This window comes from Priestia sp. SRI_019 (assembly GCF_057586255.1).
The window spans coordinates 148375-161823 of sequence record NZ_JBYCZN010000002.1 but is presented as its reverse complement, the minus strand read 5'-3'; the positions used below and the strand labels follow the sequence as shown (position 1 = coordinate 161823).

General features: G+C 39.2%; 11 protein-coding genes and 1 pseudogene. 4 read left to right on the top strand and 8 right to left on the bottom strand.

Features of this window, described 5'->3' with window-relative positions; genetic code table 11:
• Positions 1 to 110 precede the first annotated feature (110 nt).
• Positions 111 to 563, top strand: coding sequence for a DUF1641 domain-containing protein (locus AC2YJL_RS11090; RefSeq protein ID WP_013057327.1), 453 nt, complete (start codon positions 111 to 113; stop codon positions 561 to 563).
• A gap of 33 nt (positions 564 to 596) precedes the next feature.
• Positions 597 to 1775: an NAD(P)/FAD-dependent oxidoreductase gene (locus AC2YJL_RS11085; protein WP_013057328.1), complete on the top strand. Its 1179-nt coding sequence runs from the start codon at positions 597 to 599 to the stop codon at positions 1773 to 1775.
• Positions 1776 to 1820: 45 nt separating this feature from the next.
• Here AC2YJL_RS11085 and AC2YJL_RS11080 read toward each other — a convergent pair whose 3' ends face one another.
• From AC2YJL_RS11080 to AC2YJL_RS11065, 4 genes are all read right to left on the bottom strand, one after another.
• The gene (locus AC2YJL_RS11080; protein ID WP_487374755.1) at positions 1821 to 2777 is read right to left on the bottom strand and encodes an AEC family transporter; all 957 of its coding nucleotides are present in this window, start codon (positions 2775 to 2777) and stop codon (positions 1821 to 1823) included.
• A gap of 12 nt (positions 2778 to 2789) precedes the next feature.
• Positions 2790 to 4493 carry an NAD-dependent malic enzyme gene (locus tag AC2YJL_RS11075; protein WP_487374754.1) on the bottom strand — a complete coding sequence of 568 codons (1704 nt, stop codon included), beginning with the start codon at positions 4491 to 4493 and terminating at the stop codon, positions 2790 to 2792.
• 241 nt (positions 4494 to 4734) lie between these two features.
• A complete protein-coding gene (locus AC2YJL_RS11070; protein WP_487374753.1) occupies positions 4735 to 6186 on the bottom strand; it encodes a M20 family metallopeptidase in 1452 nt (483 codons plus the stop codon).
• A gap of 22 nt (positions 6187 to 6208) precedes the next feature.
• The gene (locus AC2YJL_RS11065) at positions 6209 to 7432 is read right to left on the bottom strand and encodes an MFS transporter (protein WP_028408291.1); all 1224 of its coding nucleotides are present in this window, start codon (positions 7430 to 7432) and stop codon (positions 6209 to 6211) included.
• A gap of 169 nt (positions 7433 to 7601) precedes the next feature.
• Between AC2YJL_RS11065 and AC2YJL_RS11060 the strand changes: the two genes are divergently transcribed.
• On the top strand, positions 7602 to 9668 hold the full coding sequence (locus AC2YJL_RS11060; RefSeq protein ID WP_487374752.1) for a helix-turn-helix domain-containing protein: 2067 nt from the start codon (positions 7602 to 7604) through the stop codon (positions 9666 to 9668).
• A 17-nt stretch (positions 9669 to 9685) separates the two neighbouring features.
• Here AC2YJL_RS11060 and AC2YJL_RS11055 read toward each other — a convergent pair whose 3' ends face one another.
• The 4 genes and pseudogenes from AC2YJL_RS11055 to AC2YJL_RS11040 form a co-directional block, all read right to left on the bottom strand.
• Positions 9686 to 10156 (bottom strand): hypothetical protein, encoded by a 471-nt coding sequence (locus AC2YJL_RS11055; protein WP_487374751.1) that lies wholly within the window; start codon positions 10154 to 10156, stop codon positions 9686 to 9688.
• A gap of 21 nt (positions 10157 to 10177) precedes the next feature.
• Entirely contained in the window at positions 10178 to 10402 is a 225-nt protein-coding gene (locus AC2YJL_RS11050; protein WP_013083432.1) for a non-oxidative hydroxyarylic acid decarboxylases subunit D, read from the bottom strand.
• Between the two features lie 16 nt (positions 10403 to 10418).
• On the bottom strand, positions 10419 to 11840 hold the full coding sequence (locus tag AC2YJL_RS11045) for a non-oxidative hydroxyarylic acid decarboxylases subunit C (protein WP_487374750.1): 1422 nt from the start codon (positions 11838 to 11840) through the stop codon (positions 10419 to 10421).
• Between the two features lie 2 nt (positions 11841 to 11842).
• Positions 11843 to 12427: pseudogene (locus AC2YJL_RS11040) on the bottom strand (non-oxidative hydroxyarylic acid decarboxylases subunit B); the annotation flags it as partial.
• A gap of 110 nt (positions 12428 to 12537) precedes the next feature.
• Here AC2YJL_RS11040 and AC2YJL_RS11035 point away from each other — a divergent pair.
• The gene (locus AC2YJL_RS11035) at positions 12538 to 13407 is read left to right on the top strand and encodes a LysR family transcriptional regulator (RefSeq protein ID WP_487374749.1); all 870 of its coding nucleotides are present in this window, start codon (positions 12538 to 12540) and stop codon (positions 13405 to 13407) included.
• The last annotated feature ends 42 nt before the right edge of the window (positions 13408 to 13449 follow it).

Sequence of the window (13449 nt, the reverse complement as noted above, 5' to 3'; positions counted from 1 at the left end):
ATTAAAATAGAATTATGTGCAAGATTTCACAACTTCACAATGTAGTTTGAAAGTCTAGCAGATAACTAGGAACTACATATGCAACAGTATCCAGCAAAGGAGGACTTTTCATGTCTCAATCAACTATTCAAAAATCAGCTGCAGAGGAAAATGCTGCTGTACAAACAGAAGCGGCAGTTAACAAAGGTCAAGCGGATGTGTTAGATCAATTGTTAAAGCCTGAAGTACAAGAAGCTCTTACTGTTCTTGTAGATAATTTACCAAAATTATCTGAAATGGTAACGGTGCTTACAAAAACTTACGACGTTGCGCAATCATTATTAACTGACGACGTATTAAAAGAAGATCTACTTGGTGGAGTAAAAGAATTTATCGAGCCGGTAGAAGGAACAGTAAAAGGTCTTGCAGCTACTGCAATCGAAGCAAACGATCGTGCAGAAGCAAATGCTTCTAATTCAATCGGTTTATTCGGTTTATTACGCATGCTTAAAGATCCACAAGCTCAAAAACTATTCCGCTTTGCACAAGCGTATTTAGACATTACAAACGAAAAACAAAAATAATTTTCATTAAAAAGTGTGGACGGAGGATCGACTATGTCAAAACATATTTTAATTTTAGGCGGCGGTTACGGTGGTTTATTAACTGCAATGACAGCTCGCCAACACCTAAGTGCGGATGAAGCAAAAATTACAGTAGTGAACCGTTTTGCTACTCACCAAATCATTACAGAATTACACCGTCTAGCTGTAGGCGGCGTTTCTGAACAAGCGGTAGCTTTACCACTTGATAAATTACTTAAAAACTACAACGTTGATTTAAAAATTGCAACGGTAAAAGAAATCTCACCAGATCAACGTGAAGTATCTCTTGAAGATGGTACAAAATTAAGCTACGACTACCTTGTTACAGCTTTAGGTAGTGAAACTGCTTACTTCGGTATCCCTGGTTTAGAAGAGCACAGCTTCGTTCTTAAATCAGTAAATGATGCAAACCGTTTACGTGCACACGTAGAAGCTTGTATCGCTGAATACAGCAAAACAAAAAATAAAGCTGACGGTACAATCGTAGTCGGCGGTGGTGGATTAACAGGTATCGAACTTGTTGGTGAATACGCTGACTTAATGCCAAGCCTATGTCTAAAACACGGTGTTGATCCAAAAGAAATTTCTCTATACTGTGTAGAAGCAGCTCCTACAGTTCTTCCAGGCTTCCCTGCTGAATTAGTAGAGCGCGCTCAATCAAGCTTAACAAAACGTGGCGTTACATTTGTTACTGGTACACCTGTAACAAAAATGGATGCTACAACTGTTGAACTTAAAGACGGCAGCAAAATTGAAACAAAAACAATGGTATGGACTGGCGGAGTTCAAGGTAACTCTGTAGTTGCTAACTCAGGTATCGAAGTAAACCGCGGTCGTGCACTTGTAAATGAATTCTTACAATCTACATCTCATAAAGATGTATTCCTTGCTGGTGACTCAGCGGTTGTAATGGGTCCAGAAGGTCGCCCTTACCCACCTACTGCTCAATTAGCTTGGCAAATGGGTGAAGTTGTAGGCGTGAACTTAGCAGTAGCTATTCGCGGTGGAGCAATGGAATCATTCGTTCCTGTCTTCTCTGGTACACTAGGAAGTCTTGGACGCAAAGATGCAATTGGTACAATCGGCGGAAACAAAACGCAATTAAAAGGTTTACCAGCATCACTTATGAAAGAAGCAAGTAACGTTCGTTACTTATCTCATATCAAAGGATTATTTGCATTAGCTTATTAATCCGTCTTAAAACGAAAGAGGAATTCTCCTCTTTCGTTTTTTTATTTACATAAGCCAAGAAATAAGAAGCGGCAGCGTAATCAACGATAAAATAGCACTAATAACAAAAGCAGATGCCGTTTCGTTTTCCAAGCTTTCAAACCGCAAAGCAATCATCGCTGCTACAGCAGACCCAGGAAAAGCTACCAGTAAAATAGCTTTTGTCACTTCATCTGAAGACAACCCTATCCATACTGCAATTCCGAGCATAACGATGGGTTGAACCGCTACTTTTAAGACGGCTATCCCAAGCGCCCCTTTACTAAAGTTAATTTTTCCAATTCCAATCGTTACTCCTACCGCAAACAAAGCTGCTCCCGATGTAATACTTCCGATTTGATCAAGCATATCCTGTAAAAGTTTAGGTGACTGAAAACCGCAAAGGGTTAAAATCACTCCAATTAACGGTACACATGCCAAAGGCTCAGATAAACCATGCAAAATGGAATGAACCGTTACTTTAAATAAACTTGTTTTCTCTTGCCCTTCTTTTCGCCCCCGTTGTCCAACGGTTCCTAAAATCGTTGCCAGCGGATCTAAAATCGCATTCACCACGATTCCTGTTATAGCAATTGGAATCGCTACGGCGCCTGCACCAAACAATCCTCCGAGTACTGGAATGCCCATAAAAGCAAACGTTGGCTGAGCTGAGTTTAAGGCAAACATAGAAGAGGCAGTTAACGTATTCTTCCCTGCATACTTCACGACAAGCAAGATAATGAGGTAAAACCCGACGATTCCTAAAATCAGCGCTAATAAAAACGGCCATTCGTCTATGAGTGTTTTTCTTGGCGTTGTCGTTACACCTACAAATAAGTGTGCAGGAAGCGCAAACTTCGTTACTAATGTGTTGAGCCCCTTAGACGTTTGCTTATCAAATTTTTTAAAGTGCCCTGCTAAATAACCAAGCAAAATGACAAAAAAGATAGGCGCGAGAATGAGAAAAATTTGACCTATGCTCATTTATCATTCACCTCATTCATCTTTTGCCTTAACCGGTTTATAAACAGGCTGCCATACCGCTGCTTCTACAAGTTCATTTACATTTTGCTTGATAACAGTTGCTACGTTATCTTTTACAGCAGCATCAGCAACTGCTATAGCAACCGCCTTTGATACTTTTTGAAGATCTTTAATGTTGGGAAGAAGCGTATCTCCTTTTGTGTCTGTTTCTGCTATACGCGCTACTGCATTGGCTGCTTCTGCAAACATAGATTCAGTAAACTTTTGAGCGCGAACCACAATGGCACCTAAACCAAGACCCGGAAACACAAACGCATTATTAGCCTGTCCGATTTCATAAGTGTGCCCGTTATATTCAACGGGTTCAAATGGACTTCCCGTTGCAATCAGGGCTTTTCCTTCCGTCCATTTTATAATATTTTCCGGAACAGCTTCAGCAAGTTTAGTAGGGTTGGAAAGAGGCATAATCACCGGGCGCTCTACATGTTTTGCCATTTCTTTAATGATTTCTTCAGTAAAAGCATCCGTGACGCCTGACGTTCCAATTAAAATCGTTGGCTTCGCTTGCTTGACAAGCTCCAACAGTGAAATTTTATTTTCATCGTCTTTTTCCCATTCTTTAATCTCTTCATTTTGGCGAACATACGGCTGTTGAAAAGGAGCTAAATCTTCCATATCTTCGGTTAACAGACCTCTGTAATCATATGCCCAAAAACGATCATATGCTTCTTCTTCAGACAGCCCTTCAAGCATCATCGCACTATGAATACGATCAGCATTCCCAATTCCAGCAGATCCCGGTCCAAATACAACAACCCTCTGATCTTTTAGGGGCGTTCCTGTAATGCGCACCGCTGTTAAAACGGCTGCAAGAGTAATCACTCCGGTTCCTTGAATATCATCATTAAACGTTAAAATTTTATCGCCGTATTCTTTCATAATGTGACGTGCGTTAATATTCCCAAGATCCTCCCAATGAAGAAGCGCTTTAGGAAACTTGGTCGTTATTTCTTTTACAAATTGAGCAATAAAACGATTATAGTCTTCTCCTTTTACTCGTTCATGACGATTTCCTAAATACAAAGGATCTTCAAGAAGCTTTTTATTATTGGTTCCCATGTCAAGAACAACAGGCAGTACGCGGCTTGGGTCAATTCCCGCAGCAGCTGTATAGACCGCTAACTTTCCAACTGCAATATTTATCCCTCCTACCCCCCAGTCCCCGATGCCGAGAATACTTTCTGAATCCGTTACAACGAGCAAATCAATATCTTCACCGTCAAGTCCTAAGTTTTCAATTGCATCACTTAATCGATCCGCTTCATTTACGGATAAATATAGTCCGTCAGGTCGATGGTATTCATGGCTGTATTCTTGGATGGATTGACCTACAGTAGGCGTGTAAATAATGGGAAGCATTTCACTTAAATGATCGGTTAATAAACGATAAAATAAGACAACGTTCCGGTTATGTAGATCATTCAACGAATTATTTTTTTGAAGATCATTCGGTGCTTTTTTGAACTGCTCATATGCTCTCTTCACCTGTTCTTCTAACGTTAAAACCGTTGGAGGAAGAAGTCCCTGCAGATGAAGGTTTTCTCTTTCTTCTTCAGTAAAAGCAGAACCTTTATTTAAATAAGAAGTGGATAAAACTGATTTTCCTTTTAGTGAAGTTGAAATTGACCCATCTTTTTCTACTTTATATGCTCTCATGTTTTTTTGACCTCTTTTCCTAAACAATTAGATAGGGTTAGGTTCAGCAAAGAGATATATTTTTAACCATTTATTTTTAATGAAAACAAAAAAGAGATTAAGCCATAACTACATCAATCCAATCTAAAGACGAACAAACGTGATAAATGAAACCTGTGTTCAACCTAACAATAAAAAAATCCGAACGATTCATCGTTCGGATTTTTCTTACACGAAAATACGTTTTTCCCCGCCTCGTTTTTTATACCACGCTATACTTTTCCTGCTCACTTTCTGAGTAATTAGGTGGCTGTATATGTGAAGGCACAAGACATTCATAGCTTTCCCCTTCTAGCCTATCCTCCAGCTCTTGTTTGGCTTGACTAATCAACTCTTGATTTTCTATCATTCCAATCGCCGTAGCCGCGATGGCTTTTCCAGCCAATAACATCGCATCGTGGGCATACTCCGTTTTCCCTTGAGCAACAGCTTGCCATGTATGAAACGGCGTAGCATAAGCCCACGTTGCAGTCACGCACTGTGCAGTGGGAACATTCCAGCTAACGTCTGCGACATCCGTTGATCCTGTCATGAAGGAAACATTTTTAGACATAGGAGCAATTTGGTTGAAGACTGGATGATCCGCTAAAGCTCTGTCTAGCAGTGAACCCACTTGTTTTTTTGCTGCTTCTTTATCTTCGGCGGATGTAGACTCGTAAATAGCTTTGGCAAAAGCCATTTCTTCGTGTTTCACTTCAGCCAAATTTATCTGCATCATTTGCTTATGCATCAGCTGCTCCATTGTTTGATTTGGAATTAGATTAGCGCAGGCTCCTTGAATTTCCTGTTCCATTTGTGTTTCAGTCATTAAAGCCGCTCCCTTTGCAATTTTCACAACCCGTTCATAAAGTTCTTTTACTTGAGATGGCTTCGGAGCACGAATTAAGTACATCACTTCCGCTTCTGCTTGAACAACATTAGGAGAAATGCCTCCGCTGTTTGTAATGGCATAGTGTACGCGCGCTTCATCTATCATATGTTCACGCATATAATTCACACCAATATTCATCAACTCTACAGCGTCTAAAGCGCTTCTGCCAAGGTGAGGACTAGCAGCTGCATGACTGCTTCTTCCTTTAAATTTAAAAGTTGCTTGCATAACCGCATTCGATGACGTATGCATAACACCATTAACGGTAGCGGGATGCCATGAAAACGCGACGTCTACATCTTGAAAAAATCCTTCTCGTACCATATACGTCTTTCCGTAACCACTTTCTTCGGCTGGACATCCATAGTATCGAACGGTCCCCGGGACATTTTTTTCTTTTAAATATTCTTTGACAGCAAGTGCAGCTGCTAGTGACCCTACGCCAAGTAGGTTATGTCCACACCCATGGCCATTTCCGTTTTTTTTGACCGGATCTGCTACTGCGCACTTATCTTTTTGACTAAGCCCGGTAAGCGCATCGTATTCACCGAGAATAGCGATGATCGGATAACCGCTCCCGTAACTTCCAATAAAACCTGTTTCAAGGTTAGCAATATGTGTACGAAGCGTAAACTCTTCTTTTTCTAACATGTCGCAAATCAGCTGTGCCGACTTATACTCTTCAAACCTCGTTTCTGCATATTCCCATATTTGATCACTGATTTGAGTTAGCTCGTTTCGCTTTTTTTCAATAAGTTGTTCAACTTCTTTAATAATATCCATGAGACACTCTCCTTTTTCTTCATTATTTAACAGCATTTTGTGCGTCCACTACCACTTTTGCAGGTCGAATCGAAAACAACGAAATAGCACAGACAAGAGCGCAGATAATTAATAAAGCAAAGGCTGCATTATACGACCCGCCAAACGATTGTACTAAAAAGCCAATGAGCATCGGTGTTAATACGCCGGCTGCTTGAGCTCCTGTATTGATAAAACCATTTGCTGAACCGACCACTGATTCAGGCAACATTTTTAAAGGAGCTGAAGCGATTAAAATCACATTAAACGAAAACAACAAGGTGACTGCACTTTGAAAAACGATAAACATGCCTACGCTAGGTGAAATGGCCATGAAGCAAAGAAAAATACCCATCAGTAAACCAAACACCGCCGCTATCGTCTTGTCTTTTCCGTCCGGAAGCTTGTCTAAAACAAAGCCACTAACAAACATTCCGATAATGCCTACAAATGCTGGGATAGCGGAAAGAAAACCGATATCCGTTAAATTCAGATGCCTTACTTCGGCTAAATATGTAGGCATCCACGACATGAGCCCCCAGTTAATGGCGTAGATACTGAAGTATGCAATAAATAAATTCCAAATCATCGGAGTTTTGATAATTTCTTTTAATGTCATCTGCTTAGCAGGAATAGCAGAAGTCTCTGTTTTTTCTCTCTGCTGCTTTTCTTTCAGTAAAAAAACAAACAGAACTGTAATAACGAGTCCGATGGCTCCTATGATATAAAAGATACTTCTCCAGCTTATCGTTTGCATCAGCTGCGTCGCTAGAATTGGTGTAACCACGCCCATAATCGTACCTGACGATAACAAAAAGGACATGGCTCTACTGCGTTCTTGCTGAGGAAACCACCCTGCGATTCCTTTCGATGCGGATGGAAAATAACTCCCTTCCCCTAAACCAAATAAAAAGCGAATGATAATAATAGAAGCAAAAGACCAGGCCATTCCAGTAAAAACCGTAAACAAAGACCATAAAAGCACGGCAATTGTAATGACTTTTTTAAATCCAAAGCGGTCTGCTAGCCACCCACCAGGTATTTGCATCAGTGCGTATCCTGCAAAAAAGCTACTTAAGATGATGCCCGTAGAAGAAGCATTAAGGTGTAGATCTTTCGAGATATCTAAAATAGCGTAATTAATAATAAAACGATCTAAGTTTCCAAGCGACCAGCCTAAAAATAATAAAAATAAAATGACGTATTTCCAGTTCGACCTTGCTAGCATAAACGCGCTCATCTCCTTTTTATTCCATTTAATGTAATGTTTTGTAACAAATTGGTTCGTTATATAAATATTAAAAAATTCTGACTATTTTTTCAATGTGTATTTCTATATAATAAGAACTATAAATATGTATTTTTTTACATTAAGTAGTCTATAAGGGGTTGTTAACGTGAATGATTTATTAGCTAATATGAAAGGTTATCTTACATCTGTTATCAAAAACAATTCGTATCAAATTTGGGCAAGTGTTGATTCTGCAAATTTCAACATAATTTTTTCCAGTTCCTCATGCTCATCTCTACTTTATGCTCCTCCCACTAGCCTACATAACGGCAGTGATTCCTTTCAAAAGCATATCGCATATGAAGAGTTCGAAGAAATTTACTTATCCTTTCCAAATCGCTATGCGTTTGTCGTTCGCATATTTGCTAAGCATCACTGGACACCACAACAAATCAAACAGCTATCGGCTAACTTTTCTCCTTACGTGCTGCAAAAAAAGCTAGAGCGGCATGAGCACATTTTGAACGTACTTATGAAAAGTATTAAGGAAATTTCACTTTTACAAGACTCTGATTATCTATTAACAAGAATTCTAGAAAATGCTCTTTCAGTTATTTCTGTTGCGGATATGGGCGTGCTGTGGATGTTTGATTCTTCCACTCAATTTCTTTTGCCTCGCGCCTGGTCAGGGGGTCCAAACAGTGAAATTCAAAACATGAAAATGAAAGTTGGGGAAGGAATTATCGGAAAGACATTTCAGCGTAATAAAAGCTATATGTATACGAACTTAGAGGATATATTACGCGATTCTTCTACTATGACTGACGATAATATTCATTATCTTAATCAGTCCTATACGTTTACAAACATTCAATCTATCATTTCTGTCCCAATTTGTATGGAAGAACAAACGGTATGCGTACTCATTATTTATCAAAACGGCACAACCCCTCTTTTAAATGAAGAGGATAAAGAGCTGTTAGAAAGCTTTTCCGATCAAGTATCGATTGCTCTCTTAAACTCAGCGCTTTTTGAAGATGTTAAAAAACAAAATGAACTTTTAATACGCCGCGATCAAATTCACCGCACATTCATGAATGTTTCACTTCAAAGTAAAGGAATTGAACCAATACTTACCGAATTGCGCCGAATGGTTACATCTCCTGTCACCATTGTAGATTTTGTTGATAATAAGACCTATGGCTTCTTGAAATTCTTTGATATAGACACAAAAACAGCTGAATTCCACACACATTTTCTTTCACATACAAAGCCTTGTTTTTATACTATTGAGGCAAACAGTGTTTATATTCACCCCATACACGGCATTGACACGCTCTTAGGGTTACTTATTATGCAGGCAAATCAAGGAGACCTTTCCCCTTTAGATCAAGTGGCACTCGAACAAAGTAGCTCTGTTATTGCACTAGAAATGCTGAAAAAACAAACGTTAGTCGATTTATTTTACAAGCGAACGCATGAACTATTTAGTGAATACTTAGCATGTTATGACACCACTTTGCTGTATCAAAAAGCAAATGAGTTAAACATTGATACAAAAAAGCATATTCTAGTCACTCTCATCACCATTCGTTCACAAGCTGATCTGCAGCTCTTAAACTTACATCTTCATCGCCTTGTGTCTGATATCAAATCTGTTTTCACTTCAAAAGCACCGGTCGTATACGGATTTGACACCAAAGTAACCATTGTATTTACGCTTGACCCTTATGAAAAACATCATGCTATTATCAAACAATTAGAGGATTTACTCTCAAAATGGCGTTACTACAATGAATGTCATGTGAAAATAGGGGTTGGAAGTCGTTATTCTCACTTTACTCAAATAGGAAAAAGTTATAGTGAAGCTGAAAAAGCTGTCTCTTACCTTCTGTCTCAGCAGCAAGATGGATGCATGTTGTATGAGGAAATAGGAATTAACCGGCTATTTATTAATCAATCAAAAGAAGAAGTCAAAACCTTTATTGATGAAGTATTTCTCCCTCTTAAGAACAATCATTTAAACGACGAACCTTTAGAGCAAACGCTAGAAGCGTATTTCGATAATAACCGCTCTGCTTCACTTACAGCTAAGCAGCTTCATATTCATGTTAATACACTCTATCAGCGGTTGAAAAAAATTGAAGAAAAAATGAACATATCATTTACAAACAGTGAACACCTATTAAAAGTTCAGCTAGCATGCTATTTAAAAAAATTTCACTACAGCTAAAAAACCGATTCTTATTTTTAAGAATCGGTTTTTTCGGTAGAAAGAACAGCCTCAATTGATTGTTTCCAGCGGCTCAGTACCTCTTTGGAATCATGAAGCTGAAATTGAATTCCTGATGTTAAAACTGCATATTTTGCGGAATCTTCTTTAACAGCGGCTACTTCTCCCGTAAATAGCTCATAGCCTGATGACACAGGAGCTTCTTTTTTTAGGCAAAATTTAATGTAATAAGCTTTTCCTTCAACAACTAATGTAACGGTTGCCTTATGATTCTGTATCATGTTTGTTGAAGATGTTGTATCTTTCCATACTAACAGCTTGACGCGTGAAGAGCTAATAGCTACTAGCTCTCCTGCGCTAATCATTGCTACATGAGGAAAACCCTCGGATGTCACTGTAGATAGCAACATCGCATCATGCTGCTTTCTTTCTAGATCTTTTCCATTTAAAAATACCCGCACGGCTCTTGGCAGCTCTGCTTTATTCATTTTACTTACCACCTTTGCTGATTAAGATCGGGGTGGCACAGGAGGCACGTGCGTTGCCAACGGTACGTCTTTTGGATTCACTTTAAATGGTCGAGGGTATTTTTCAGGATTGGTGATCGTCTCAGGTTCAGAAGAACGCCAGGTAAACAAACACACGTTGCATAAGTAAATCTCCCAGGCTCCTTCAACTGGTGATTTAGATACTAAGTTCGCTTGTTTGGCTTCACATCTTGGACAAGTATGCATGTCGATTCCTCCTTGTTTATTTTTGCATCATATTCGTTAAGATTTTTTCCCATTTTTCAGTTTCAAGTGGTGTATCTAAAGGCTGAGAATAGTGGCCTCTTGTTTCAGGTGCAACCGGTGTTGTAGCATCCAAAATCATTTTATCTGTAATACCAGCCGGCTCAGATCCTGGATCAAGTGGCAGAACTGAAAGATTAGGCACGGTTATAACATCATGTTTTGGGTGCATTTTTGTCGATAGCGCCCACATGACTTGCGGTAAATTAAACGGATCCACATCTTCGTCTACTACAATAACTAACTTGCAATATCCTAATCCATGCGGCGTAGTCAATGCCCTCATACCAACCGCCTTAGCAAACCCTCCGTATCGGCTTTTCGTTGAAATGATAGCAACGAGACCGTGAGTATACATCGCGTTCACCGCTTCAATCTCTTCAGGATATGCTTCTTTTAGCTGCTGATATAAAGGAACGCTTGTATTGATTCCAATTAAATAATCTGTTTCTGTCCAAGGCATACCGATATAGAGACTTTCAAAAATAGGATCTTTGCGATGGTATACACGATTGATTTTGATAACAGGCATGCTTCTGCCACCGGAGTAATGACCTGTAAATTCACCAAAAGGACCTTCATACTCACGTTCCCCAGCTAAGATTTCTCCCTCTAAAATCACTTCTGCTCCCCAAGGTACATCTAAATCAGAAAGCTGAGACTTCACAATTCGGTATGGCTCACCTTGAATAGCTCCTGCCATTTCATACTCTGATTGATGGTAATGAAGCGGCGTAGCAGCTGCTGTGACAATCGCGGGTTCACATCCTAAAGCAATGGATACAGGGAGGTTTTCACCTTTTTCTTCGGCTTGTTTCAAGTGAATGGCAATATCATGCTGTGGCACGGGCTGAATGCCTAGACGGTCTTTCCCTTTGACCTGCATACGATATATACCTACGTTTTGTTTACCGAAATGCGCCTTATCATGCTGATCACGAGAAATAACGCACGCTTTATCTAGATAGTAGCCTCCGTCTCCTTGATTCAAGCGAAACAACGGTAAAAGGTCGAATAAGTTAATATCATCTTTAATTTCACACTCATGAAATGGCGCCGTTTCTTCTCTTTTTACTTTAACAGGAAATTTTTCATATCTCTGAGCAAACTCAAAGAACTGTTCTTTTACAGGAGTTGATTTAGGCATTCCCATCATTAACGCGTGATTTGACCAAGAACCCATTACGTTTAGGGCTACCTTTGCGTTGTTGTACCCATAAATATTGGTAAATAATAATCCCGGCGTTTGGTCGCCTAAATTACTGATGGCTTGACCTGCTGAACCTAAATCTGGATCAGGCTGCACTTCATCTGTAATCGTCAGTAGCTGCCCTTCTTTATGTAGCGTATTAAGGAAATCTCTAAAGTCTTTATAAGCCATGTTTATTTTCCTCCTTGTGATAAATGTTTAATTCCATTCCATCTTTTTGCCTCAGGAAGCTCAATTCCTAATTGATCTAACGTTCGAACAGCAATATGGGTGACAAGATCATCAATCGTTTCAGGCTTGTTATAAAATGCTGGCATAGGAGGCACAAGGATAGCGCCCATTTTTGAAAGATCCAGCATGTTTTCTAAATGAATCGTATTCAAAGGCGTTTCTCGAGGAAGTAGCACAAGTGGCTTTCTTTCTTTTAACATCACATCTGCCGTTCTCGCTATTAAGTTGTCTGCTAAGCCCATTCGAATAGATGCTAATGTTTTCATGCTGCAAGGACTAACAATCATTCCATCTATACGAAAAGAACCGCTCGAAATTTTTGCTGCTTGGTCTTGATATGAATAACAATAATCTGCTAGCGCTTCTACTTGCTGAACGCTATACGGTGTTTCTAACTTAATTGTGGCATGAGCCCAAGTCGACATGACTAAATGCGTTTCAACAGAAGTCTTCTTCAAAAGCTCTAAAATTCGAATACCTAGAATAGCTCCTGTGGCTCCTGTGATTCCTACAGCTATTTTCATCTCTCTTTCTCCTCTCTGCTTTGGTTACACATTTAACTTTACACTCATTTTCCATACAATTAAAATATTGATAAAATATATAATAATACCTTTAAAGTATGGAGTTGAATACAGTGGAATTAAGACAGCTGCATTATTTTATTGTCATAGCTGAAGAATTAAATGTGACCAAAGCAGCAAAGCGCCTGCATATGGCTCAGCCTCCTTTAAGCAGGCAGCTAAAACAGCTCGAAAATGAGCTGGGCCTTTTACTTTTTGAACGAAATAATAACAAGCGCTTATTGTTAACGGTAGAAGGTGAGCTTTTTTTAAAACGAGCGAAAGAAATTGTGCAAAGGGTCGAAAAATCAGTATTGGAAGTACAGGAATGTAAAAACGCAACAAATGAAAAGCTTGAAATCGGATGTACGATCTACTGTGCATCAACGGTTCTCGATAAGCTAACTCTTATTCAAAAACAGTATCCAAACAGCACATTTAACATCTATGAAAACGAACCAGCTCACTTAAACGAATTATTAACGGAAGGAAAAATCGATGTAGCAGTCACTACTACTGACTTACCTTATAAACATGTCAAAACAAAAACACTTGCACCAGATGTTTTTGTTGTAGCCGTTCCCAAAGAAAGTGGTTATACATCAGAAAAGATTTCAGTCGCTGAAATTGCTTCTCTCCCTCTCATTCTTCTTCGTTCAAATCGGGAAATAAGCATATACAATCGCATTATAAAGGAATTTGAAAAGACGGATATAACACCTAACATTTTATGCGAATGCCACGACTCAGCGATGCTTCTTAATTTAGTATGTCGCGGCCTCGGTGCTGCTGTTGTTCCTTATTCGATGCTATCTTCTTTTTCACTAGAACATATTAAAATTTTAAACATAGAAGATAATCCATTTGTAATTGAGCCTTTAGTTACGTGGCGTACCGACAGTTATCTTCCCAAAATCGCTCAAGAATTTTTAAAGCTTTTTTAAATATAGATGCACAAAAAAAGGCTTTGCTAAAATAGCAAAGCC

Coding starts and splice junctions, on each gene's coding strand:
- AC2YJL_RS11075 (WP_487374754.1), bottom strand. CDS start 4,493: ATGAGAGCATATAAAGTAGAAAAAGATGGGTCAATTTCAACTTCACTA.
- AC2YJL_RS11045 (WP_487374750.1), bottom strand. CDS start 11,840: ATGGCTTATAAAGACTTTAGAGATTTCCTTAATACGCTACATAAAGAA.
- AC2YJL_RS11065 (WP_028408291.1), bottom strand. CDS start 7,432: ATGCTAGCAAGGTCGAACTGGAAATACGTCATTTTATTTTTATTATTT.
- AC2YJL_RS11090 (WP_013057327.1), top strand. CDS start 111: ATGTCTCAATCAACTATTCAAAAATCAGCTGCAGAGGAAAATGCTGCT.
- AC2YJL_RS11070 (WP_487374753.1), bottom strand. CDS start 6,186: ATGGATATTATTAAAGAAGTTGAACAACTTATTGAAAAAAAGCGAAAC.
- AC2YJL_RS11080 (WP_487374755.1), bottom strand. CDS start 2,777: ATGAGCATAGGTCAAATTTTTCTCATTCTCGCGCCTATCTTTTTTGTC.
- AC2YJL_RS11050 (WP_013083432.1), bottom strand. CDS start 10,402: ATGCATACTTGTCCAAGATGTGAAGCCAAACAAGCGAACTTAGTATCT.
- AC2YJL_RS11055 (WP_487374751.1), bottom strand. CDS start 10,156: ATGAATAAAGCAGAGCTGCCAAGAGCCGTGCGGGTATTTTTAAATGGA.
- AC2YJL_RS11085 (WP_013057328.1), top strand. CDS start 597: ATGTCAAAACATATTTTAATTTTAGGCGGCGGTTACGGTGGTTTATTA.